Below are 23,281 nucleotides of genomic sequence, written 5' to 3'. Positions count from 1 at the left end.
TAATATATTAATAACCAATAATATAGAAAAGAAATAGCAAATAAGAATATAGTAATAAATATAATGCGTCTGCCCTGCTCACATTATGTGCAACAGCTAACTCACATATTGTGCAACAACTGTTGCTCATTATGTGCGACAGCTATCGCACAATTGGTGCTACAACTAATATGATGCGTCAAAATTACTAATTATTCTAATCAAAAACAATACTTCAACGGTTTATTTCTGTTAGTTCATTTTATTAAAAAGAATGAAGCTGCTTATTTGCAAATCCGGTCTTTAGTATTATACTTTTGTGTCTCAAATTTCATAATAATAAAAAAAATGACGAATATGAAGACAATGATTAGAGAAATGGTAGAGACAATAAAACAGTTATTTGTACAGAAACAGTTGCAGAAACCGGTAGTTCCGGAATCTGCAATACCGGAGAAGGCAGAACAAGCGGTTACGGAGAATAAACCGGAAAAGAGTCCTAAGCCTAATAATAAATGGAACAAGTCGTTGACCTTGCAATTAAAGGAGTATTTGGATAATAATTTTGTATTTCGCTATAATAGCCTGACAGGTGCAACGGAGTACAGAGGGATAAGTGAAAAGAATGTTTTTCGCCCCATTAGTGAACGCGAAATGAATGGCATTATTGTGGACGCCCGTTTGGATGGAATTCCTTGTTGGAGAGGGGATGTGCCTACCTTTGTCCTGTCAAACAAAGTTGAGTCTTATAATCCTTTTCATCTTTATGTAAAGGAGTTGCCGCCTTGGGATGGAGTAGACCGGGTGACCCCTTTATTATTAAGGGTTTCGGATAATGAACTTTGGCTGAAGGGAGGGCGTTGTTGGTTGCGGGCGATGCTTTCGCAATGGAGTGGGGAAGAACGTTTGCATGCCAATGTACTTACACCTGTATTAATAAGTGGAAAACAGGGATTGAGTAAAAGTACTTTCTGTCGCTTATTGATGCCGGATTCACTTCGATGTTATTTTCTGGATAATTTGAATCTGGCGACAGGCAGTTCCCCGGAGAAAAAACTGGTAAAGAACGGCTTGATTAATTTGGACGAATTTGATAAAATAAAAGAGAGCCAACAGGCTACATTAAAAAATCTTCTCCAAATGGTGAATGTATCCGTTTTTCATGGCAAGCGATTGGGGTGGGTGAACGAACCCCGTCTCGCTTCTTTTATAGCAACAACAAATGTTTATCAGGTTCTAACCGATCCTACGGGAAGCCGCCGTTTCCTTTGTGTAGAAGTCTTGAAACCGATATCGGAAGAGCCATTGGAGCATAAACAGATATACGCACAGCTAAAAGAAGAATTGGAGTCCAGTGCACCGGATCATTTAAACAAGGAAGAAGAAAAAGCTTTACAGAAACACAACAAGGCATATTATCGTCAGTCTTTATTGGAGGATGTGTTTCATTGCTGCTTCCGTCGTCCTCTTGATACGGAAAAAGGTATTTGGCTGACAACTGCCGAAATATTTCAGATAATGCGTAAATTCAATTCGGCTGCTTTGAGGGATATATCTGCACGGCAACTAAGTCTAAGACTATCTGCAATGGGATTTTTTGCCAAACATACGTCTTTTGGGAATCGCTATTATGTATTTAATCTTCTGGCTACGAAAGAGTAGTGTCATTGTATTAGGCTATGTTTAAGGTGATTACGTTGAAAAGTGATTTGCTGATTAGGATATTTAAAAAACAAACTCCCGCTTTACGTTCGTCTGGTGATACGACGGAAAGCTGGATATTTGAACGAGTATCAGTTTGTGTTACTCGTTGGTTACATTCTGAGTTTCGGAGGGTTTGCCACCCAAGAGTTTTTCCAAGTCACGTAATTGGCGATGATAGTCCTGTAATATCTGACTGATGAAACCACGATGAAAGGAAGCCGCGATCAGGAAGTCCGACCATTTCGTCCATTCTTCAAATATTTTTTGGCATTCTGCACGAGGTGAATTTTGTAAAGCCAGAAAATGCAGGCAAGCCTTTTGCATCTCCGGCATTCCATTTTCCCATGGACGGTCAAAGTTGGCCAACGCTTTAATAAAATGCTTGATTTTGTGGTGTAACGCTCCCAAACGTTGCGTTTCCGAACAATCGGCCGATACGGTAGGGCATAGTCGTCGTGATTGGTCTAAATAAAACTGCTTTAATTTCTCTTTTTCTTCCGGATTGGAAAAATCTGCTTCCTGCCGATTGCTTCGAACGGCTTTTACAGGTGCATTGCTTTGTTCTTCATGCATGATGCAACGGTTTTTAAGATAGGCGGGAATAAAAAAAACGGTTCCGCCTTTCCCGTTGACTAACACTCCACAGAAGCTGGGGACGCATTAACGTTCCCCACGGGGGTACGAAACCGCGTATCTACGACAGTAACAGGCATAAAAATGCCTGCCACTGGAGTTGAAGCAGGTTCACTGCTTCTGTGGATATAAAATGTTAGTCGTTGCAAATGTACGATAATTTTCGGAAGTCACAAATTAAATAGCGCAAGAATCTGTGTGAAAATCGTGTGGTGTTAAAGTGCAATAGCTGTTTCGGAGTATATATTGTTATGGCAAATTGCAATTATATAGAGACCTTATTTGTATTCATGTTCCCTGATAAACTCATCAGCTATATAAAGATTGCCATACAAATATAAACCAGTGCTTTTATTATGTAAGTCTGCGCAGGTTTTACTTTCATAAAATAATTCCAATGCTCTTTCGGGAGCAATATTCAGCCGTTTTGCCAGTTCGGCTGATATGCAGCCAATCCGGTTACTTAATATCATTTCTTGGATAACAGGGGATTTTACGGGGTCATTCTGCAGATTCTGTTCCATCATAACTAAGGTATTTATCAATTAACTTTTGGTTTAACAGACAGATTTGATTGTTCGGTTGGTGCATAGCGAGACGTTGCAAAGCTACATCTGCACTCATTAATCCTGCCATATATAAATTTATGGTATCAATAACACGGTCATTAGCTACACCACCTTCGATATAATCGTAATTAGCTGCCGGATTCAATCCTTTCCGGCTGTTGACAATAAATTCCAGCCATTCAGCATCATAGGCTTTAAATATTTTGCAACGTCCTTCTTTCAGAATCGTGTCACGGTCTAATTGATACATGTTAATTAATGCTTTAGCCTGTCTCTTGGTTGATGTGGCTATAGCCCATTTGAAGGCTTGTTCTTTAAGTTTGTAACGTAGAATCCCTGCCCGAAATCAAGGTTCTTGCGTCCGAAACCACAGATGGGGTTAACAACTACTTCAGTTCCACCATGGTATACAGTTATTTTCATTTTTTGCTCTCCCATGTGATTAAACACTCTATCATATTATCTGTTACATGTTCACGGCTTTCGGTATGAAGCACTTCATAATTGGGTAAAATATAATTTGCTATCATTCCCACATGCTTCATTCGGGCATATATTTCTTGATAGGATTTGCCGAGCCGACGTGCAGTTCCTTCAATGCAGGAAGCAACGAAAGCTAACTTAATTTCAGTGGGTGATAATTCTATAAGTTGTTCCATACTATTACTGTTTATGCACATTCTACTTTATTCTATTTAGCATATTCTTATGTTTGGCATAAGCTCTATCCATATACAAATATAGAAAGTATTACTTCATAAAACAAAAAAATGGCAGATTATCTAATATAGGTAAGTTTGTTTTTTCTATGAGATTCAAAATTGGGTATAATGCATTTTTTATTTTGTAATGACAATGTATAAAGATAAACAGTACCTTTGCACTGTCTTTAAAATAAAAACACGTATTGTTATGGAACAACATCCGATTAAAATTAATAAAGTGCAGATACGTAACCTTCAAATAGAAGATTACACACAATTATCCCAATCGTTTACTCGTGTTTATTCTGACGGTAGCGATGTGTTCTGGACTCATGCCCAAATCAAGAAATTAATAAGTATTTTCCCGGAAGGACAGATTGTAACAGTGGTTGACGATAAAATTGTAGGTTGTGCCCTGTCTATTATTGTCGATTATGACAAAGTGAAGAATGACCATACTTATGCGCAAGTCACTGGTAAGGAAACTTTCAATACGCATAATCCCAAAGGGAATATCCTGTATGGCATTGAAGTGTTTATTCATCCGGGATACCGCGGGTTGCGCCTGGCACGTCGTATGTATGAATATCGCAAGGAACTTTGTGAAACATTGAATTTGAAAGCCATTATGTTCGGCGGACGTATTCCGAATTATCATAAGTATGCCGATAAGATGCGTCCGAAAGAATATATCGCACGCGTTCGCCAACGTGAAATTTATGACCCGGTTCTTACTTTCCAATTATCGAATGATTTCCATGTTCGCAAGGTAATGACCAATTATCTTCCGAACGATGAAGAATCGAAACATTATGCTTGTTTGCTGCAATGGGATAATATCTATTATCAGCCACCTACGCAGGAATATATAAGCCCTAAAACGACCGTTCGTGTAGGCTTGGTACAATGGCAGATGCGTAGTTATAAAACATTGGACGATCTGTTTGAACAGGTGGAATTCTTTGTGGACGCAGTATCGGACTATAAGAGTGACTTTGTACTCTTCCCGGAGTATTTTAATGCTCCTTTGATGTCGAAGTATAATGATAAAGGAGAATCACAGGCTATTCGCGGATTGGCGCAATATACGGATGAAATTCGGGAACGATTTGTAAATCTGGCTATTAGCTATAATATAAATATCATAACCGGTAGTATGCCATACGTAAAAGAGGACGGACTGCTTTATAACGTAGGATTCCTTTGCCGGCGTGACGGAACATACGAAATGTATGAGAAGATGCACGTCACTCCTGATGAAATAAAAAGTTGGGGACTTAATGGCGGCAGGCTGTTGAATACCTTTGATACCGATTGCGCGAAGATTGGCGTTTTGATTTGCTATGATGTAGAGTTTCCCGAACTTTCCCGTTTGATGGCAGACCAGGGAATGCAGATATTGTTTGTACCTTTCTTGACAGATACGCAGAATGCTTATTCCCGTGTTCGTGTCTGCGCACAGGCACGTGCCATTGAAAATGAATGTTTCGTAGTCATTGCAGGAAGTGTGGGCAATCTTCCCCGTGTACATAATATGGATATTCAATATGCCCAGTCCGGCGTATTTACTCCATGTGACTTTGCTTTCCCGACCGATGGAAAGAGGGCAGAGGCAACTCCGAATACAGAAATGATTCTGGTGTCCGATGTCGATTTGGATTTATTGAACGAACTACATACTTATGGTAGTGTCCGCAACTTGAAAGACCGCAGGAACGATGTCTATGAGGTCAGATTGAAGAAATAAAAATAGTGACGCTATCCTGTCACGATGGCGTCACTATATGCTTGGGATAGCGTCACTATCCGGGGCACATAGTGACGCTATATTTTTACCTCGAAGAAGTACCGCTTTCCAGTATGCTAACGATAGAAAACAGGGTGAAACAGATGGCTCCTAATCCTGTTAAAACACGTGCCGGAATAAAATAATCAGCATGTTCCGTTGCAAGCTCAAATACGAATGCTGCTAGAAACAAGCAGGCTAATGCCGTCAATATCGGAATCATGGGGATACGGTTGGCCAGTTTAAATTCCTGTCTCCATATTTTGGCCAACAGGATTACTTTGCTGGAAATGCTGTAACAAACCAGACCGAGACCAAGCATAATATATCCCGTGGTACCATTTGCGCTACCTGAATCCGCAAGAATTACGAATATCCCCCATATAAAAGAGATTGAGCCCATCAGTAGAACCAGTTTCGGCCATTTGCTTCGTTCCTTTTCCAGATATTCATTACGTATTTGGCGTGCGATAGTAGCTACCAGCGCAATCAAGCTGGTACAAATACATGCAAGGCCTACCATTACATGTCCTGCTACAAAATAGGCGGGATGGGAATGGCTGTTACCTAACAAGACAAAAGCCCATATCCATGCGATAAGGGAAATGATGGTTGCAATAATTACTAATATTCGTCTTTGCCCCACGGAGAAGGCTCCCTGTGGAACTTCATTATCCGTCGCTTTTGAATTTCCCGGAATCAAAGAAAAGCGGGTGGAAGAAGTGGCGGCAGTAGCTACGCAGGTTGTGATAAATCCTACTCCCGTAATTACATGACCAGCGACGAAGGCAGAAGTGGAAGTGGCATTACTGAAAATACAGATACCGCTGATAATGGTAATTGTAGCTGCCAAGTATCCTATGATGGGCAAAACATATTTCGCCGTCTGGTTATAAGTATGTATGATTTGCCGGATAATAGTGGCTGCCGTACAAAACAGCGCAATACATATCATACCTAGTGAGAATACGACAGGCCCCGCTACTACACGATTTCCTGCATCTCCGTAACCGTAAATAAATGCTCCGTATCCGAAGCAAAAAAGTGCCATCACCAAAGGGATTGCCCTGAATAAAATACTAATACCGTAATTCATAAGTTAAGTGCTTTTAGGTTTTCCACTACAACAAGGATATATCCGTTTTGTTTAAGGCGCAAGCCGTTTATAATCATTAACTTCACATGATTCTGATTAAAAGTCATTGCTTTTTGCTCAACTAAACAAATGTTTTTGTAAATTTGCACCCTTAAAAACGGGGATACCCCTCAAAGTGTAAATTGTAATATAGTAAAATCGTAGATACAGCTATGAGTAAGAGATTTACTGAGTATTCGCAGTTTGACCTTTCGCAGGTGAACAAAGATGTGCTGAAGAAATGGGACGAAAACCAGGTTTTCGCCAAGAGTATGACAGAACGTGACGGCTGCCCTTCATTCGTGTTTTTTGAAGGACCACCCTCGGCTAATGGTATGCCGGGTATTCACCATGTAATGGCTCGTACTATTAAGGATATTTTCTGCCGTTACAAGACGATGAAAGGTTATCAGGTAAAGCGTAAGGCCGGATGGGATACGCACGGACTGCCTGTGGAACTAAGTGTGGAAAAAGCATTGGGTATCACGAAGGAAGATATTGGTAAGAAAATCTCTGTTGCCGATTACAATGCCGCTTGCCGCAAAGACGTGATGAAATATACCAAAGAGTGGGAAGACCTGACTCATCAGATGGGATATTGGGTGGATATGAAGCATCCTTATATCACGTACGACAACCGCTATATTGAAACACTGTGGTGGTTGTTGAAGCAATTGCACAAAAAAGGACTATTATATAAAGGATATACTATCCAGCCGTATTCTCCGGCTGCGGGAACAGGATTGAGCTCACACGAGTTGAACCAGCCGGGTTGCTATCGTGATGTAAAAGATACAACTGCCGTTGCCCAGTTTAAGATGAAGAACCCCAAGCCGGAAATGGCAGAGTGGGGAACTCCTTATTTTATAGCATGGACAACCACTCCGTGGACATTGCCTTCAAATACAGCGCTTTGTGTAGGGCCGAAAATTGATTATGTTGCCGTACAGTCTTATAATTCTTATACCGGAGAACCGATTACGGTTGTCTTGGCAAAGGCTTTGCTGAATGTACATTTCAATGCGAAAGCGGCAGATTTGAAACTGGAAGATTACAAGGCTGGAGATAAGCTTGTCCCGTTCAAGGTAATTGCCGAATATAAAGGCGCTGACCTGATTGGTATGGAATACGAACAACTGATTCCTTGGGTGAAGCCGGTTGAAGTATCCGAAGACGGTGCCTGGAAAGCCAGTGATAAAGCTTTCCGTGTAATTCCGGGTGATTATGTGACTACAGAAGATGGTACAGGTATCGTCCACATTGCACCGACATTTGGTGCGGACGACGCGAATGTGGCACGTGCTGCAGGAATCCCGTCACTGTTCATGATTAATAAGAAAGGTGAAACCCGCCCGATGGTAGACCTGACCGGTAAATTCTATCTATTGGATGAACTGGACGAAGAGTTTGTGAAGGAATGCGTTGATGTAGATAAATACAAGGAATATCAGGGCGCATGGGTGAAAAATGCCTATGATCCTCAATTTATGGTAGATGGCAAATACGATGAGAAAGCCGCACAGGCTGCCGAGTCTCTGGATATTGTGATTGCCATGATGATGAAAGCCAACAACAAGGCTTTCAAGATAGAGAAACATGTCCACAACTATCCGCATTGCTGGCGTACAGACAAACCGGTACTTTATTATCCATTGGATAGCTGGTTTATCCGTTCTACTGCCTGCAAGGAACGTATGATAGAACTGAACAAGACCATCAACTGGAAACCGGAATCTACCGGAACAGGACGTTTCGGCAAGTGGCTGGAAAATCTGAATGACTGGAACCTGAGCCGCTCCCGTTATTGGGGTACTCCGTTACCCATCTGGCGTACGGAAGATAACTCTGATGAGATATGTATCGAGTCTGTAGAAGAACTTTATAATGAAATAGAAAAATCGGTAGCTGCCGGATTTATGAAATCAAATCCTTATAAGGATAAAGGTTTTGTTCCGGGCGAATATACTGAAGAGAACTATGATAAGATTGACCTTCACCGTCCTTATGTAGATGATGTGATATTGGTATCGAAAGACGGTCAGCCGATGAAGCGTGAATCCGACTTGATCGACGTTTGGTTCGATTCGGGTGCTATGCCTTATGCGCAGATTCATTATCCGTTTGAAAACAAGGAATTGTTGGATAACCGTGAAGTGTATCCGGCCGACTTTATCGCGGAAGGAGTGGATCAGACACGTGGTTGGTTCTTTACGCTGCATGCTATCGCTACGATGGTATTTGATAGTGTGTCATATAAAGCTGTAATCTCCAACGGACTGGTGCTTGATAAGAATGGTAACAAAATGTCCAAGCGTCTGAATAACGCTGTCGATCCGTTTGCTACGATTGAAAAGTATGGTTCAGACCCGTTGCGCTGGTATATGATTACCAACTCTTCTCCGTGGGATAACTTGAAGTTCGACGTAGAAGGAGTGGAAGAAGTTCGCCGTAAGTTCTTCGGTACTTTATATAATACCTATTCGTTCTTCGCGCTTTATGCGAATGTAGACGGATTTGAATACAAAGAAGCTGATGTCCCGATGGCGGAACGTCCGGAAATCGACCGTTGGATTCTGTCTGTATTGAATACACTGATAAAAGAGGTGGATACTTGCTATAATGAATATGAGCCGACAAAGGCAGGTCGTCTGATTTCTGACTTTGTGAACGATAATTTGTCTAACTGGTATGTTCGCCTGAACCGTAAACGTTTCTGGGGCGGTGAATTTACACAGGACAAATTGTCTGCATACCAGACACTGTATACCTGTCTTGAAACAGTTGCCAAATTAATGTCTCCCATATCTCCGTTCTATGCAGACCGTTTATATACGGACTTGGTTACTGCAACAGGGCGCGATAACGTGGTTTCTGTCCACTTGGCTAAATTCCCTGAATGTCAGGAAAACAGGATAGACAAGGAATTGGAAGCCCGTATGCAGATGGCACAGGATGTGACGTCTATGGTATTGGCATTGCGCCGTAAAGTGAATATCAAGGTTCGCCAGCCGCTGCAATGTATCATGGTTCCGGTGGTGGATGAGGAGCAGAAAGCCCATATCGAAGCCGTGAAGAACTTGATTATGAATGAAGTAAATGTCAAAGAAGTCAAGTTTGTAGATGGTGCGGCCGGTGTATTGGTGAAGAAAGTGAAATGTGACTTTAAGAAGCTCGGCCCTAAATTTGGAAAACAAATGAAAGCGGTGGCCGCTGCTGTTGCGGAAATGTCACAGGAAGCAATTGCCGAACTGGAAAAGAACGGAAAATATACATTGAGTCTGGACGGAGCGGAAGCTGTCATCGAAGCGACGGATGTGGAAATCTTCAGTGAAGACATTCCGGGATGGTTGGTTGCCAACGAAGGCAAGCTGACTGTTGCGCTTGAAGTGACTGTTACCGAAGAGTTGCGCCGTGAAGGTATTGCCCGCGAATTGGTGAATCGTATCCAGAATATACGTAAATCAAGCGGTTTCGAGATTACAGACAAAATAAAAATAACAATCTCGAAAAATACGCAAACAGATGATGCGGTAAAAGAATATAATACTTATATTTGTAACCAGGTTTTAGGCACATCTTTGGAACTTGTAGATGAGGTGAAAGACGCTACAGAGCTTAACTTCGATGATTTCTCACTGTTCGTGAATGTGATAAAAGACTAATACTATATTGATTAACCTTTTAAAATTGTAAGATTATGGCAGAAAAGACTAGATACTCAGATGCGGAACTCGAAGAATTCCGTGCCATCATAATGGAGAAACTGGAATTGGCACAACGTGACTATGAACAGTTGAAGAGGAGTCTGATGGGATTGGACGGTAATGATACCGACGATACCTCTCCTACATACAAAGTGTTGGAAGAAGGAGCTAATACGCTTTCAAAAGAAGAGACTACCCGCCTGGCACAGCGCCAGTTGAAGTTTATCCAGGGATTGCAGGCTGCTTTGATACGTATTGAGAATAAAACGTATGGCATTTGCCGTGAAACGGGAAAGTTGATTCCGGTAGAGCGTTTGCGTGCTGTTCCTCATGCCACTTTGAGTATTGAGGCAAAAAACAGTGGTAAAAAATAATAGATAGCTACATAAGCTACGGGTAACGAGCTACAAGTAGCTGCGCAAAGTTTACGCACGGCACTTGTAGCTCGTTATGTTTAATTTATAATGAACACATGAAGAAACTATTCACGAAGGGGAGAATTGCTCTCATCGTTATCTTTTCCGTATTAATTATTGACCAGGTCATTAAAATCTGGATTAAAACTAACATGTACTGGCACCAGAGTAACCGTGTGACAGATTGGTTTTATATCTATTTCACCGAAAACAACGGGATGGCTTTCGGCATGGAAATCTTTGGTAAGTTATTCCTGACTACATTCCGTATTGTCGCTGTGGCATTGATAGGCTGGTATCTCTATAAAATAGTGAAGAAAGGCTTTAAAACCGGATACATCGTTTGTGTAGCTTTGATCCTGACCGGTGCATTGGGAAATATTATCGACAGTGTATTCTATGGCGTCATTTTCAATGAAAGCACTCATTCGCAGATTGCGAGTTTCATGCCCGAAGGCGGAGGATATTCTACTTGGTTTTACGGTAAAGTGGTGGATATGTTCTATTTTCCGATAATAGATACAAACTGGCCCACATGGATGCCGTTTGTAGGCGGAGAACATTTTATATTCTTCAGTCCGATCTTTAATTTTGCCGATGCTGCCATCAGTTGTGGTATCATTGCTTTGCTGCTCTTTTATAGTAAATATCTGAATGAATCCTACCATTCGTTGGATAAAGATAAAAAAGAAGAAAGTGCGAATCATGAATAATAAATTTCGGTTTCATCTGTGTCTTGTCTGCATGCTTGCTTTTGCAGTGGCCGGGTGTAAAGTGAAAAGGCCCAGTGATGTCATCTCTGAATCGAAGATGGAGAATCTGCTGTATGATTATCATCTGGCAAAATCCATGGGAGACAACCTGCCTTATAGTGAAAACTATAAGAAAGCGCTGTATGTGGATGCCGTTTTTAAGAAATACGGGACTACACAGGCTGCATTCGACTCGTCTATGGTATGGTACACACGTAACACAGAAGTGCTATCGAAAATTTATGATAAGGTAAGAAAGCGTTTGAAAGACGAACAGGAACTTGTCGGCGACCTGATAGCCAAACGTGACAAGAAGCCGAAAATGACTAAGCAAGGTGACAGCATTGATGTCTGGCCATGGCAGCGCATGGTACGTATGACCGGTGAAATGATGAATAATCAGTATGTATTCACTTTGCCGACCGATTCTAATTATAAAGACCGGGATACTTTGGTGTGGGAAGTGCGATATCATTTCCTCGAACCGATGCTTGCCGATTCTTTGAGAGCTGTTACCATGGCGATGCAGGTGATATACGAAAAAGATACAATCAACCGTTGGGAGACTGTGACCGAGCCGGGTATTCAGCAGATACGTCTTTTTGCCGATACATTGGGACAGATGAAGGAGATAAGAGGCTTTATTTATTATCCGGTGGAAAATCAGCAGAAGGCGGGGGCATTGTTGGCCGATCGTTTTTCGATGACTCGTTATCATTGTACGGATACGCTTGCTTTTGCTGTTCGTGATTCCTTGAATAAGATAGAAGCTTTGCGGGTGGATTCTTTGAAAAAACTTGCTGATAAGGAAAAAGTTGATTCGCTACAAAAAGTGGTAGAAGAAAATAAAGAAGATGCACAACGTCTGACGCCGGAAGAAATGAACCGTCGCCGTACGGGAATCCAGCGTGAGAAGAAGCCGGAGCAGATTGAAGTGGAGCAGCATATCCAGCAGGAAAGGATAGAGCAGAGAAGAGAACGGCAGATGAACCAGCGTAAGCAGCAACAGCAAAGACGTCAAACCCGTTAGGCATTATGAAACGATTTGCATCGCATTATTTACTGATACCTGATGTGGGATTTATGAAACAGCAGGTGGTGGAGATTAATGACGAAGGAATTGCGCAAGGTATATTCCCATTGACTGAAGAAATAGAGTCGGTTGAATGGATGCCGGGAGTTATCGTACTGCTTTCTGCACGTCAGTATAATCTTTCAGGCACGGATTGCACGGATTACACAGTTTTCTCATATTTTAAACCGTGTAATCCGCGCAATCCGTGCCTGATAAATAGTTTGAATGAACATTTGCATGAAATGGAGAGGAGAGGGGAAGCCTTGCTTCCTTATTTGTTCTATCCCTTTGATTTTATTTCCATGCAGCCTGTCGACGGAACTCGGCACAGATTACTGCGGTAGCGATGGCTACATTGAGTGATTCGGAAGTTTCCTGCCCCTGCGGATAATTGGGAATATAAAGTTTTCTATTGATTAGCGTTTCCACCTCTTTTCCTATTCCGTTTCCTTCATTTCCCATAACGATCAATCCGGTGGCGGATAATGGCTGCTCATACATGTTTTTTCCATCCAGGAAAGTACCGAATACCGGAGCATCTCCAAGTGAACGGATAAAATCGGGCAGGGAAGTATAATGCACCTTTACCCGCGCGATTCCACCCATGGTGGCTTGTACGGTTTTGGGGTTATATACATCTACCGTATTTTGTGAACAGATAATATGCTCGATACCGAACCAATCGGCCAATCGGATGATAGTCCCCAAATTTCCGGGATCCTGAACGTCGTCCAGTGCCAGGCAAAGGGACTGGTGTACAACTTCCGGATTTAAAGTATAGTGGGGCTGTTCAAAAACAGCGAGTACCTGTTGGGGAGTTTTCAGCAAACTGGCTCGTGAGAGTTCTTCCTGTGAAACTTCTGCGATTTCACCTGCATGAATATCCGGATGCTTTTGAAGCCATACGGAAGTGGCGGCCAAAAAACGACAAGGAAAATGTTCAAGTAAATCGCCTGTCAGCTTGGGGCCTTCGGCAAGAAATACCCGTTCTTCTCTACGTATTTTCTTCTGTTCCAGCGAGTGGATATACTTTATTTTGTTTTTACTTAATGATGCCATATATTTGATATTCTTTTGCAAAGCTATAAAGATATTTCCAATCTATCCTTACTTTCCCCTCTTTTTCTTAATTTATTTTCCCCATCGGAAAATATAATTTATCTTTGTAATCGCATTTTTTGTGCTATCGATGTAGAAACCGTATGAGGAGAAATTTTCTTTTTTTGATAACTTCCGCTGCTGTCCTGTCACTTGCTTCGTGCACTGCCACTAAGTTTGTGCCGGATGGTTCTTATTTGTTGGATGAAGTCAAGATTCGTACGGATCAGAAGAATATCCGCCCTTCTTCCTTGCGCATGTATGTGCGCCAGAATCCTAATGCCAAGTGGTTTAGTTTGATAAAGACACAACTATATGTTTATAATCTTTCGGGGCGTGATTCTACCAAATGGGGGAATAAGTTTTTGAGAAGGATAGGGGATGCTCCTGTGATATATAGTGAGGAAGAAGCGCTACGTTCAGAGGAAGAAATCACGAAGGCTGTACATAATATGGGATATATGGCAGCAACAGTGACGCGTTCGACGAAGATAAAAAAGAAAAAGATAAAGTTGTATTATGACGTGACGGCAGGAAGCCCATACGTTGTCCGGTCTATTAAATATGATATACCCGATCCAAAGATAGCCAGTATCCTGAAACAGGATTCTGCCAGGAATTTGCTGAAAGAAGGGATGTATTTTGATGTCAATGTATTGGATGCAGACAGGCAACGTATCACGGACAGGTTACTGCGGAACGGTTACTATAAATTTAATAAGGATTATATCGGCTATACCGCTGATACGGCCCGTAATACATATAATGTGGATTTATTCCAACATTTGCAACCCTATAAAGTTCATGCAAGCGATTCTGCCAGAGCACATCAGCAATACAGGATAAACAAGATTAATTTTATTACGGATTATGATGTGTTGCAGTCATCTGCAATGAGTAGTGTGGAAATCAATGACTCTGTTCATTATAAAGGCTATCCGATTTACTATAAAGACAAACTTTACTTGCGTCCCAAAGTGCTGACGGATAATCTTCGTTTCAGTTCCGGGGACTTGTATAATGAACGGGATGTGCAGCAGACGTATTCCAGTTTTGGGCGTTTGTCTGCCTTGAAATATACAAATATCCGTTTTGTTGAAACACAGATCGGCGATTCGACAAAACTCGATTGTTACGTGATGTTGACTAAGAGTAAGCATAAATCCGTAGCTTTCGAGGTGGAAGGGACAAACTCTGCCGGAGACTTGGGGGCGGCAGCTTCCGTTTCTTTTCAGAACCGAAATCTTTTTCGGGGTTCGGAGACTTTTATGATAAAATTCCGTGGTGCTTATGAAGTAATTTCCGGACTTCAAGCTGGTTATTCGAATAATAACTATACGGAATATGGGGTGGAGACAAGCATTAATTTTCCTAACTTCCTGTTTCCATTTCTTTCGTCGGACTTTAAACGGAAAATCCGGGCTACTACGGAGTTCGGATTGCAATATAATTATCAGTTGCGACCAGAATTTTTGCGTACGATGGCTTCCGCTAATTGGAGCTATAAGTGGACTCAGCGTCAGCGGATACAACACCGCATCGACTTGATTAATATCGGTTTTCTCTATTTGCCGCGTATATCCGACAAATTCAGAGAGGATTATATAAATAAGGGGCAGAATCAGGTTTTCCAGTATAATTATCAGAACCGCTTGATTATAAATATGGGATATAGCTATAATTATAATAGTGTGGGCGGATCCATAGTTAATAATACAATTGCTGCCAATTCATATTCTATCCGTTTTAATTTCGAATCTGCAGGCAATGTAATGTATGCTTTGTCGAAGGCTACCGGTATTCGGAAGAATAGCAATGGTGAGTATGCAATTTTGGGTATTCCTTATGCCCAATATCTGAAAGGGGAATTTGATTTTGCTAAAAATATAAGGATTGACCGTCGTAATTCATTTGCGTTTCATGCAGGTATAGGCATTGCTGTTCCTTATGGAAATGCGAAAACAATTCCGTTTGAGAAGCAATATTTCTCGGGTGGAGCCAATAGTGTTCGTGGTTGGTCTGTACGTGATTTGGGGCCGGGCTCTTTTGCCGGAAATGGGAATCTGCTGGATCAATCCGGTGATATTAAGTTGGATGCCAGTATTGAATATCGGAGTAAATTGTTCTGGAAGTTTCAGGGAGCGGTATTTGTTGATGCAGGCAATATTTGGACAATCAGGAATTACGCGAATCAGCCGGGTGGCGTATTCGAATTTGATAAGTTCTATAAGCAGATAGCAGTGGCTTATGGATTAGGGTTACGGCTTGATTTGGATTTCTTCATCCTTCGTTTTGACGGTGGTATGAAAGCGGTTAATCCGGCCTTCCAAACAAAAAAAGAGCATTTTCCTATTATTCATCCTAAGTTTAGTCGTGATTTTGCTTTCCATTTTGCAGTGGGATATCCTTTCTGATTAGCCATTTATTGTATTCTCTTACCAGTTCGAGTGTATCTTGCAGAGCGTTTATCTGTTTCATTTTTCCATTTATCGGATTGATAATCAATGCATTCTTTATTTGGCAAACAACTGTTGCTCTCTCGGAGTTGGCATCTATTTCACTTGAGACAATTGAAACTTTAGCGGCTCCTTGTGCCTTTAACCGGTCTAGGTGAGTTTGGCGGACATTAGATGCCAAAAAGCTAAGGTAGGACAGGGAAGAAGGAGTACTCCATTCTTTGGCAACCGGATAATTGAAATTATAAAATGCTTCACAAAAATCTATGGCTGTTTGCTCAATTTGGTTTTGCGGGGTTTGTTGCTGGCATGAAAAACATGTGAATAATAAGGCTGAAAGGATTAATATGTGTAGCTTGTTCATAGGATAAAGAAATTTGTAATCGGGAATGGTAATGAAAAAAGGAGATGAAACTCACCTGAACAGGTTCCATCTCCTTCATATTTGTTTTCTTTTGATTATTAACGGGCTGCAAACATAAGGTTGCTTGTTGTAGCCTGACGGGCTGCCATCATACCTTGGGCATCCAGTGTAACATTCATCTTTTCGCCGTTTGGTAAGAACAGATCGGCTGTACCGTCATTGTTCATCTTGATCAATTCTGTGCTTTCACCGTTTGCTACAACATTCCAAGTATTGGCTTCTTTGTTGTAAATCAGATCCATGGAAGCAGTTTCACCTTCTTTAGTGATAGAATAACCATTCTCAAGCGTTTTTACCATGTAGTTGCCGTTTTCTCCTTTTACTTTCTTCACGTCACCTACATTAGCCATCGGATTAGAGCCACTCCAGAATTCGATAGAGTTGATAACTAAAGCATCAGCCAGATAAGCTACTCCATAAACCGGAATAATGTTGAAAGCCAAAAATACAAGTTCATTTACAAATTTGTTTCCAACAGACTGGTTCCAGGAAGATAAACGGTTGAATAAACCAAATGAACCTACACAAGAACTGAATAATAGGCTGCCGCTAAGTACTACTGCGACTAAAGACAGTTTCCCTCTTTTCATGTCAAAAATGTTTTTGATTAATAAAAAATGTTTGTATATTCTCTTTTAAATGTATGCAAATATAATATTTTTTAATTAATCAACGTTATTATTTCTATTTTTTGTATGATTTAGATTTTCGCCGTTGCAATTCGTAGCCGATTATATGGTCAATTGAGAATTTGCCGGGGCCGGCAATATACATGACGATAAATACGACTAAGTAGATGAAAGCCATCTCTTTAACTGCAAATACATCATTTGCGTGAACTATAAAGAATGCTACAATCATAGTGAAAATCATTGGAATCATTGCTAGCCGGTACAGGAAGCCGACGATAAATGCCATTGAGCACACAAGTTCGCCAAAAATAGCTAATCCGAGAGAGATAGGACTTCCTATTCCCAACGGATCGGGAAAGGCTGTCGACAGCTCCTGAAAATTACTCCATTTTTGTATACCGTGGTTCATTAATAATATTCCGAAGATAATTCGGACTGCCAATAAAAGCAAAGAAGCTTTTGTCGTATTGGGCTTTGTCGGAAATAAAAGATTATAAATCATAAGTTGTTCTATTTTTTAGTTCATCTCTATTTATATAAACATAAAAAATCTTGATTTTGTTCTTTGGAGATTATAAAAATGGATATGTTTGATATTGAAAAGAAACAAGTAATCTTGTTCGTGAATAAATAAACTTTGTATCTTTGTCGAAAAATATAAAAGATATATGGCACAACATACTTATGACAATGATTCTGTCCAGGAGTTGCTGGACTGGACAAAAAAGATGATTGAAACTAAAAATTATCCGACTGAAAAATATCAGCTTAATAAGTGTACTACAATTATTGATGGTAAACAGTATCTGGAGTCTTTGGTGGCGATGATTGCCAGAAACTGGGAAAATTCAACATTCCATCCGATTATTGACCAATTATGGGAGTTTCGGGAGAAATGGGAGAATAAAGAAGCATAACAGAAGCCAGGAATGGCATTGCTTATAAATATATGTGCACTCTAATCACGCTTGATGAGAGTGCACAATTTTCAAAATAAACATATAATACTCGTGACTTTAATAAGGGCACGAGAAATAAGGGTGTGCAAATATACACCGAATAGTCGCAAAAATCGACTGTTTAGTCACATTTTTAATCTAAATAGGCAAAATTTACATTTGTTTGAGCGCCTAAAAGGGCAGCCATCTTTTTTTCTTTTTCAGAGATGGTTTTTCCTCTTCTCCATTTTGGCTGTATATATCTGCGAATGTCTTTTTCTCTTTTATCATTTCATAGATAACTCCCCAGTCCGGCAATCCGCCCAGGTTACGGTCGTCTATAAACATGTCGGCTTTCAACTTCCGGGAGAAGCCCTGGTGGTCTTTTTGCTCTTCAGGATAATCCTTATTGACGGCATAAAACTCCAAGCCTCTGGCTTTGCACCATTCGACAGCTTCATCCAGAAGTGAACCTTCGCGCACACTCCACAATATCAAACGGTGCTTTTCTTGTTGCAATAACTTCAGCGTATCAACTGCAAATGGAATTTCCTCACCAATACGCGGGTAACGATGTTCTACAATCGTTCCGTCAAAATCAACAGCTATAATCATAGTTCTTTTTTAATACCTAATTTTAGACAAAGATACGGACAGTAAGCCAAAAAAACGTATCTTTGCTCCAAATTAACATTTTAATAAAAATTATCACTACATGAACAATTCCCCTCAGCGTGCTGCCAAAGGTTTTACAAGAGCATTTTGGGTCAGCAACACAGTCGAACTGTTTGAACGTATGGCGTATTATGCCGTTTTTATCGTTCTCACTATTTATCTATCCTCTATTTTAGGTTTTAATGATTTTGAAGCAAGTATGATTTCCGGTTTATTTTCCGGTGGATTATATCTGCTTCCTATTTTTTCCGGTGCTTATGCCGACAAAATCGGTTTCCGGAAATCAATGATTATAGCATTTTCCTTATTATCTATCGGATATTTAGGGTTAGGAGTCTTGCCTACTTTATTAGAAGCGGCCGGACTGGTGAATTATGGTGCAACGACACAGTTTAGCGGTTTGCCCGATAGCAGTTCCCGTTGGCTGATTGTGCCTGTCTTGTTTATTCTTATGGTAGGCGGTTCTTTCATTAAATCTATTATTTCCGCTTCCGTAGCCAAAGAAACGACAGAAGCCACCCGTGCCCGCGGTTATTCTATTTTTTATATGATGGTGAATATAGGTGCTTTCACCGGTAAGACAATTATTGACCCTTTGCGGAATGTAATTGGTGAACAGGCGTATATCTACATCAATTATTTTTCCGGTGCCATGACTATTATTGCTTTGCTTGCCGTTATTCTTCTTTATAAGTCTACTCATACGGCAGGAGAAGGGAAAAGCCTTCGTGAGATTGGGCAGGGATTTATGAGGATCATAACGAACTGGCGCTTGCTGATTCTTATATTGATTGTCACAGGCTTCTGGATGGTGCAACAACAACTTTATGCTACGATGCCCAAGTATGTGATCCGTATGGCCGGCGAAACGGCAAAACCGGGATGGATTGCCAATGTGAATCCTTTTGTGGTGGTATGTTGTGTTAGTTTTATCACACGCTGGATGGCAAAACGCAGCGCTATCACTTCAATGAATGTAGGAATGTTTCTGATTCCTGTTTCGGCTTTATTGATGGCATGTGGCAACTTGCTTGGCAACGACTTGATTTCAGGTATGAGCAATATCACATTGATGATGGTTGCGGGTATTGTTGTGCAGGCACTTGCCGAGTGTTTTATCTCGCCGCGTTATCTGGAATATTTCTCTTTGCAGGCTCCTAAAGGAGAAGAAGGAATGTATCTGGGTTTTAGTCATTTACATTCTTTCCTTTCGTCTATTTCGGTTTTGGGTTGGCGGGAATCCTGCTGACTGAATATTGTCCGGATCCTGCTTTGTTCGAGACGCGTGCAGCATGGGAGGCAGCCAGCGGAAATGCCCATTATATATGGTATTACTTTGCTGCAATTGGTCTGATTGCCGCTATAGCGCTGCTATTATTTGCAAAAATCACCGAATCCATCGACAAAAAGAAGAAAGCTAATCAGTAATTCTCTTCTTTTTTACGTATATTTGCCGTCACTTTGCTGTAAAAGTTGACGGCATTTTTATTTTTTAATAAAGAAGATAAAACATGAAAGTAAAATTTATAAGCTTGGCGAGTGGCAGTAGTGGGAACTGTTATTATCTGGGCACTGAAACCTATGGAATACTGATAGATGCTGGAATTGGTATCCGTACTATAAAAAAGACACTGAAGGATTTCAATATCTTGATGGATAGTATCCGTGCCGTATTTATTACGCATGATCATGCGGATCATATTAAAGCCGTAGGTCATTTGGGTGAGAAGTTCAACATTCCGGTCTACACAACGGCACGTATCCATGCGGGAATCAATCGTAGTTATTGCATGACGGAGAAACTAAGTTCGTCGGTTCGTTATCTGGAAAAACAGGTACCTATGATTTTAGAGGATTTCCGTATTGAATCTTTTGAAGTCCCGCATGATGGCACGGATAATGTAGGGTACTGTATCGAAATAGATGGCAAAGTATTTTCTTTCTTAACCGACCTTGGGGAAATTACGCCTACGGCAGCCCATTATATCAGTAAGGCTCACTATTTGATTCTCGAAGCTAACTATGACGAAGAAATGCTCAAAATGGGGCCTTATCCCCAATATTTGAAAGAGCGGATCACGAGCAAGACCGGACACATGAGTAACTCCGATACCGCCGAGTTTCTAGCGGAAAATATCACGGAACACTTGCGATATATCTGGTTATGCCACTTGAGCAAAGATAATAATCATCCGGAGTTGGCTTTTAAAACTGTAGAATGGAAATTAAAGAACAAAGGGGTTATTGTTGGCAAAGACGTGCAACTGCTTGCTTTAAAGCGAAATACGCCTTCCGAGCTTTATGTGTTCGAATAAAAGCGAAAAAAATATAGTAAAAAAGCTGCATGATTGTTTGGTCAAATAAAATAAAAGACCTACTTTTGCAACCGCAAACGAGGAAATAAGCACTCTTAGCTCAGTTGGTAGAGCAACTGACTCTTAATCAGTGGGTCCAGGGTTCGAATCCCTGAGGGTGTACAAATTCCGAAATTGCAACGTAAATTTAATGTTGCACTCTTAGCTCAGTTGGTAGAGCAACTGACTCTTAATCAGTGGGTCCAGGGTTCGAATCCCTGAGGGTGTACGAAAAAAGTAAGGGGGTGAAAGCCTCCTTTTTTGTACAGTAGAATTTAGTTTAATAGTAATCTAAGCTTAAGTTATTAACACTCCTTTCTTTATCTATTTGTCTAAAATAACTTCTTTGGTGGCAAGAATAAGAATAATCAGGGTATTTAAAACTTTGCAATGTAATTTCATGTTTTTGGTGGTGAGTTTCTATAGCTATTTTTTTTAGAGTTTGAGTATATCATAAATCAAGATGCCTTCATATCGGGGTACCATCTACATTCATGTGACTGATATCTAAACCTTCGATTTTTAAGGTGAGGCTTGGGCATTGAAAATAAAACCCGGCTACTGAAAATCAGTAGCCGGGTTGTTGTGTTATTGCGTTTGATTTTTATCAAACAATAAGAATTGGTTTTGTGACTGTTTTGGAGTTATAATAGGATATGAAATCTTATTCGCCACCAAATGGATCATCTACATCTTCTTCATCAATATCCAAATTTGGGTCTCTCGGTACCTCCACTTCTTCTTCAGATTCAGACCAAGCTTCGACATCTACAGTAAATTTGATTTCTCCTGTTATAACAGACTCACCTTTGTTTTCATCTTCAGTAGGATCCACAAAGCCTGCTCCTGTAGTAAAGTCCAAAGTATACACGTATTTTTTTCCAGCTTCCCACTCAATTCCAACAGGTATGGCAACCCATGCATAGTCTCTTTCATCACCATTGAATGGATATACTAATGCGCCTGCTTTGGTTGTGACCCGTACAAGTACTGAGAGATATGCCTTTTTGTTTGTATTGTCTAAATCTTGTGGTTGCCATGCATCTAATCTTTGCGGAAGTAGCATGGCATTATCTCCGGCCATAAATGAAGTAGCTTCTGCCGATAATTTTGTTGGTTCAGCATCATCAGCATACACTTTTTCATATATTGCCACATCAACATCTTCATCCTCTGAAAGTTCCCATGTTCCATTTTTAAAATCGAAGGAACCTTTTGAACAAACTTTTCCAATACGTATACCTTTTACTTCAAAATCATAACTTGTATTTTCGCTTTTACCCTTAATTTCAATCTGTGAAAGACGATGGGCGAACTTCAAATCTACACCTGCATCTGCATCCTCCTTGCTACCTGTAGCATTTGCAGTAATAAAGTCTACTTGTTCGGAAATCTCTTTAGCAGGTGAAAAGTCTTTAAGAGTAAGATTTTTATTTGCATTGTCAGTATCAACGCTGGTTCTTAAATCTGTCGCAGAAGGAGCATAAGCGTAAAAAGTCAAACTTGAACCATCACCAGGGTAATAATATCTATCCTCTGATGTAAAATAAGTACTTTCTCCTTCTTCCTCTGCCTCTGTTCTTTTGAACTCTAAGTTTTCGAAATACGGAAAATTTAATTTGTTCTCGTTAAACGCTGTAACATAGAATTTGTCAAGGTTGGCAGTGGTTGTTTCTGTGGCACGTGTCGCCATTGCAGTACGGAAGTCGATAGCTCGCTCAGTACCGGTGTTGATTTCCAAAGTTTCGTCGTTTGAACACGATGTCATGGCAATTGCTGCCATAGCTGCTAAAAATAATTTCTGTTTCATAAATGAAAAATAAAAATTTAATTAGAAATAAAAATTTAATTGTGTGAATTAATTATGATTTGTTTACATCTCGATGTCTACTTCTATATCCTCCCATTCGTCAACTGAGGGGTCAAAACCACCGCCATCGACAATCGGCTGCGGGATTGGCAGTTTTTCCAACAGGATATGCACATGCTGCGGGTTCGGAGCTGTATGGAACTGTTTGGTCACATCATATGTGTAGTACCATTTGCTGCCATCTGCCAACACAGTGTAAACAACCAATTTATGGCTGTTCTGAGTGGACGGGCAGTGACCAAAACTCTGTATCCCACCTGTTATGGTTGTCTTGTCGGCTGACGTGGCGACTCCGAAGGGGATTGTGACCCGTTCTTCGGACAACGCGTTCGGTCCTATGCCCGGTAACAAGCCACCTGCCATGGTTGAGATAGAGG

The 23,281-nt window shown here is 40.7% G+C and carries 20 protein-coding genes, 2 tRNA genes and 3 pseudogenes; 13 read left to right on the top strand and 12 right to left on the bottom strand.

Going from position 1 to position 23,281, the window contains the following annotated elements:
* The first annotated feature begins 336 nt into the window (after positions 1-336).
* Positions 337-1,641 carry a VapE domain-containing protein gene (locus AB5443_RS23745; RefSeq protein ID WP_368114536.1) on the top strand — a complete coding sequence of 435 codons (1,305 nt, stop codon included), beginning with the start codon at positions 337-339 and terminating at the stop codon, positions 1,639-1,641.
* Positions 1,642-1,782: 141 nt separating this feature from the next.
* On the opposite strand, the gene AB5443_RS23740 is transcribed toward AB5443_RS23745, so the two are convergent.
* From AB5443_RS23740 to AB5443_RS23725, 4 genes and pseudogenes are all read right to left on the bottom strand, one after another.
* On the bottom strand, positions 1,783-2,256 hold the full coding sequence (locus AB5443_RS23740; protein WP_368114538.1) for a hypothetical protein: 474 nt from the start codon (positions 2,254-2,256) through the stop codon (positions 1,783-1,785).
* 338 nt (positions 2,257-2,594) lie between these two features.
* Complete coding sequence (locus AB5443_RS23735; protein WP_195408395.1) at positions 2,595-2,843, bottom strand: hypothetical protein; 249 nt, start codon at positions 2,841-2,843, stop codon at positions 2,595-2,597.
* Positions 2,818-3,308 (bottom strand): annotated as a pseudogene (locus tag AB5443_RS23730) (DUF3990 domain-containing protein). Before AB5443_RS23730 ends, AB5443_RS23735 begins: the two are co-directional and overlap by 26 nt.
* The gene (locus tag AB5443_RS23725) at positions 3,305-3,544 is read right to left on the bottom strand and encodes a DUF3791 domain-containing protein (RefSeq protein ID WP_195408393.1); all 240 of its coding nucleotides are present in this window, start codon (positions 3,542-3,544) and stop codon (positions 3,305-3,307) included. The pseudogene AB5443_RS23730 and the gene AB5443_RS23725 overlap by 4 nt, the downstream one beginning before the upstream one ends.
* 253 nt (positions 3,545-3,797) lie before the next feature.
* Here AB5443_RS23725 and AB5443_RS23720 point away from each other — a divergent pair, with 253 nt between their 5' ends.
* Positions 3,798-5,336, top strand: coding sequence for a carbon-nitrogen hydrolase family protein (locus AB5443_RS23720; protein ID WP_022138813.1), 1,539 nt, complete (start codon positions 3,798-3,800; stop codon positions 5,334-5,336).
* An 85-nt stretch (positions 5,337-5,421) separates the two neighbouring features.
* On the opposite strand, the gene AB5443_RS23715 is transcribed toward AB5443_RS23720, so the two are convergent.
* Complete coding sequence (locus AB5443_RS23715) at positions 5,422-6,471, bottom strand: DUF2776 domain-containing protein (protein ID WP_277135609.1); 1,050 nt, start codon at positions 6,469-6,471, stop codon at positions 5,422-5,424.
* A 212-nt stretch (positions 6,472-6,683) separates the two neighbouring features.
* Here AB5443_RS23715 and ileS point away from each other — a divergent pair, with 212 nt between their 5' ends.
* The 5 genes from ileS (at position 6,684) to AB5443_RS23690 (ending at position 12,801) form a co-directional block, all read left to right on the top strand.
* Positions 6,684-10,172 (top strand): isoleucine--tRNA ligase, encoded by a 3,489-nt coding sequence (gene ileS, locus AB5443_RS23710; protein WP_368114539.1) that lies wholly within the window; start codon positions 6,684-6,686, stop codon positions 10,170-10,172.
* A 35-nt stretch (positions 10,173-10,207) separates the two neighbouring features.
* Positions 10,208-10,588, top strand: coding sequence for a TraR/DksA C4-type zinc finger protein (locus tag AB5443_RS23705; RefSeq protein WP_022138809.1), 381 nt, complete (start codon positions 10,208-10,210; stop codon positions 10,586-10,588).
* 98 nt (positions 10,589-10,686) lie between these two features.
* On the top strand, positions 10,687-11,343 hold the full coding sequence (locus AB5443_RS23700; protein ID WP_022138808.1) for a lipoprotein signal peptidase: 657 nt from the start codon (positions 10,687-10,689) through the stop codon (positions 11,341-11,343).
* Complete coding sequence (locus AB5443_RS23695; protein WP_277135607.1) at positions 11,336-12,412, top strand: DUF4296 domain-containing protein; 1,077 nt, start codon at positions 11,336-11,338, stop codon at positions 12,410-12,412. The genes AB5443_RS23700 and AB5443_RS23695 overlap by 8 nt, the downstream gene beginning before the upstream one ends.
* A 5-nt stretch (positions 12,413-12,417) precedes the next feature.
* Entirely contained in the window at positions 12,418-12,801 is a 384-nt protein-coding gene (locus AB5443_RS23690; protein WP_044654504.1) for a hypothetical protein, read from the top strand.
* Here the strand turns inward: AB5443_RS23690 and AB5443_RS23685 are convergent.
* Positions 12,752-13,516, bottom strand: a complete 765-nt coding sequence (locus tag AB5443_RS23685) for an RNA methyltransferase (protein WP_022138805.1) — start codon at positions 13,514-13,516, stop codon at positions 12,752-12,754. The two genes, AB5443_RS23690 and AB5443_RS23685, sit on opposite strands and share 50 nt — an antisense overlap.
* 143 nt (positions 13,517-13,659) lie before the next feature.
* Between AB5443_RS23685 and AB5443_RS23680 the strand changes: the two genes are divergently transcribed.
* Positions 13,660-15,969: a BamA/TamA family outer membrane protein gene (locus AB5443_RS23680; RefSeq protein ID WP_368114540.1), complete on the top strand. Its 2,310-nt coding sequence runs from the start codon at positions 13,660-13,662 to the stop codon at positions 15,967-15,969.
* Here AB5443_RS23680 and AB5443_RS23675 read toward each other — a convergent pair.
* The 3 genes from AB5443_RS23675 to AB5443_RS23665 all read right to left on the bottom strand — a co-directional run bounded on the left by AB5443_RS23675 (position 15,923) and on the right by AB5443_RS23665 (position 17,569).
* Positions 15,923-16,375, bottom strand: a complete 453-nt coding sequence (locus AB5443_RS23675; RefSeq protein ID WP_277135605.1) for a hypothetical protein — start codon at positions 16,373-16,375, stop codon at positions 15,923-15,925. The two genes, AB5443_RS23680 and AB5443_RS23675, sit on opposite strands and share 47 nt — an antisense overlap.
* 98 nt (positions 16,376-16,473) lie before the next feature.
* On the bottom strand, positions 16,474-17,025 hold the full coding sequence (locus tag AB5443_RS23670; RefSeq protein WP_022138802.1) for a DUF3332 domain-containing protein: 552 nt from the start codon (positions 17,023-17,025) through the stop codon (positions 16,474-16,476).
* A 94-nt stretch (positions 17,026-17,119) separates the two neighbouring features.
* Positions 17,120-17,569 carry a DoxX family protein gene (locus AB5443_RS23665; protein ID WP_277135604.1) on the bottom strand — a complete coding sequence of 150 codons (450 nt, stop codon included), beginning with the start codon at positions 17,567-17,569 and terminating at the stop codon, positions 17,120-17,122.
* 166 nt (positions 17,570-17,735) lie between these two features.
* On the opposite strand from AB5443_RS23665, the gene AB5443_RS23660 reads away from it, so the two are divergent.
* The gene (locus AB5443_RS23660) at positions 17,736-17,984 is read left to right on the top strand and encodes a hypothetical protein (protein ID WP_277135603.1); all 249 of its coding nucleotides are present in this window, start codon (positions 17,736-17,738) and stop codon (positions 17,982-17,984) included.
* A gap of 213 nt (positions 17,985-18,197) precedes the next feature.
* On the opposite strand, the gene AB5443_RS23655 is transcribed toward AB5443_RS23660, so the two are convergent.
* Positions 18,198-18,620 (bottom strand): BT0820 family HAD-type phosphatase, encoded by a 423-nt coding sequence (locus AB5443_RS23655; protein WP_022138799.1) that lies wholly within the window; start codon positions 18,618-18,620, stop codon positions 18,198-18,200.
* Positions 18,621-18,720: 100 nt separating this feature from the next.
* Here AB5443_RS23655 and AB5443_RS23650 point away from each other — a divergent pair.
* The 4 genes and pseudogenes from AB5443_RS23650 (at position 18,721) to AB5443_RS23635 (ending at position 21,263) form a co-directional block, all read left to right on the top strand.
* A pseudogene (locus tag AB5443_RS23650) lies at positions 18,721-20,108 on the top strand (peptide MFS transporter).
* 83 nt (positions 20,109-20,191) lie between these two features.
* Positions 20,192-20,995: an MBL fold metallo-hydrolase gene (locus AB5443_RS23645; RefSeq protein WP_195663884.1), complete on the top strand. Its 804-nt coding sequence runs from the start codon at positions 20,192-20,194 to the stop codon at positions 20,993-20,995.
* 89 nt (positions 20,996-21,084) lie between these two features.
* Positions 21,085-21,157: transfer RNA gene (locus AB5443_RS23640), tRNA-Lys, on the top strand.
* A gap of 33 nt (positions 21,158-21,190) precedes the next feature.
* Positions 21,191-21,263 (top strand) — tRNA-Lys (locus AB5443_RS23635).
* A 435-nt stretch (positions 21,264-21,698) separates the two neighbouring features.
* Here the strand turns inward: AB5443_RS23635 and AB5443_RS23630 are convergent.
* Both AB5443_RS23630 and AB5443_RS23625 read right to left on the bottom strand, forming a co-directional pair.
* A complete protein-coding gene (locus AB5443_RS23630) occupies positions 21,699-22,844 on the bottom strand; it encodes a fimbrillin family protein (RefSeq protein WP_368114541.1) in 1,146 nt (381 codons plus the stop codon).
* 63 nt (positions 22,845-22,907) lie between these two features.
* A pseudogene (locus AB5443_RS23625) lies at positions 22,908-23,281 on the bottom strand (DUF5119 domain-containing protein); the annotation flags it as partial.

The sequence above is a fragment of the Bacteroides sp. RTP21281st1_H5_RTP21281_210402 genome (genome assembly GCF_040918965.1).
GTDB classification, from domain to species: Bacteria; Bacteroidota; Bacteroidia; order Bacteroidales; family Bacteroidaceae; genus Bacteroides; species Bacteroides congonensis.
Note: the sequence above shows the minus strand (reverse complement) of the source record. Positions and strands in the feature narration are given on the sequence as shown.

Coding starts and splice junctions, on each gene's coding strand:
- AB5443_RS23745 (WP_368114536.1), top strand. CDS start 337: ATGAAGACAATGATTAGAGAAATGGTAGAGACAATAAAACAGTTATTT.
- AB5443_RS23740 (WP_368114538.1), bottom strand. CDS start 2,256: ATGCATGAAGAACAAAGCAATGCACCTGTAAAAGCCGTTCGAAGCAAT.
- AB5443_RS23735 (WP_195408395.1), bottom strand. CDS start 2,843: ATGATGGAACAGAATCTGCAGAATGACCCCGTAAAATCCCCTGTTATC.
- AB5443_RS23725 (WP_195408393.1), bottom strand. CDS start 3,544: ATGGAACAACTTATAGAATTATCACCCACTGAAATTAAGTTAGCTTTC.
- AB5443_RS23720 (WP_022138813.1), top strand. CDS start 3,798: ATGGAACAACATCCGATTAAAATTAATAAAGTGCAGATACGTAACCTT.
- AB5443_RS23715 (WP_277135609.1), bottom strand. CDS start 6,471: ATGAATTACGGTATTAGTATTTTATTCAGGGCAATCCCTTTGGTGATG.
- ileS (WP_368114539.1), top strand. CDS start 6,684: ATGAGTAAGAGATTTACTGAGTATTCGCAGTTTGACCTTTCGCAGGTG.
- AB5443_RS23705 (WP_022138809.1), top strand. CDS start 10,208: ATGGCAGAAAAGACTAGATACTCAGATGCGGAACTCGAAGAATTCCGT.
- AB5443_RS23700 (WP_022138808.1), top strand. CDS start 10,687: ATGAAGAAACTATTCACGAAGGGGAGAATTGCTCTCATCGTTATCTTT.
- AB5443_RS23695 (WP_277135607.1), top strand. CDS start 11,336: ATGAATAATAAATTTCGGTTTCATCTGTGTCTTGTCTGCATGCTTGCT.
- AB5443_RS23690 (WP_044654504.1), top strand. CDS start 12,418: ATGAAACGATTTGCATCGCATTATTTACTGATACCTGATGTGGGATTT.
- AB5443_RS23685 (WP_022138805.1), bottom strand. CDS start 13,516: ATGGCATCATTAAGTAAAAACAAAATAAAGTATATCCACTCGCTGGAA.
- AB5443_RS23680 (WP_368114540.1), top strand. CDS start 13,660: ATGAGGAGAAATTTTCTTTTTTTGATAACTTCCGCTGCTGTCCTGTCA.
- AB5443_RS23675 (WP_277135605.1), bottom strand. CDS start 16,375: ATGAACAAGCTACACATATTAATCCTTTCAGCCTTATTATTCACATGT.
- AB5443_RS23670 (WP_022138802.1), bottom strand. CDS start 17,025: ATGAAAAGAGGGAAACTGTCTTTAGTCGCAGTAGTACTTAGCGGCAGC.
- AB5443_RS23665 (WP_277135604.1), bottom strand. CDS start 17,569: ATGATTTATAATCTTTTATTTCCGACAAAGCCCAATACGACAAAAGCT.
- AB5443_RS23660 (WP_277135603.1), top strand. CDS start 17,736: ATGGCACAACATACTTATGACAATGATTCTGTCCAGGAGTTGCTGGAC.
- AB5443_RS23655 (WP_022138799.1), bottom strand. CDS start 18,620: ATGATTATAGCTGTTGATTTTGACGGAACGATTGTAGAACATCGTTAC.
- AB5443_RS23645 (WP_195663884.1), top strand. CDS start 20,192: ATGAAAGTAAAATTTATAAGCTTGGCGAGTGGCAGTAGTGGGAACTGT.
- AB5443_RS23630 (WP_368114541.1), bottom strand. CDS start 22,844: ATGAAACAGAAATTATTTTTAGCAGCTATGGCAGCAATTGCCATGACA.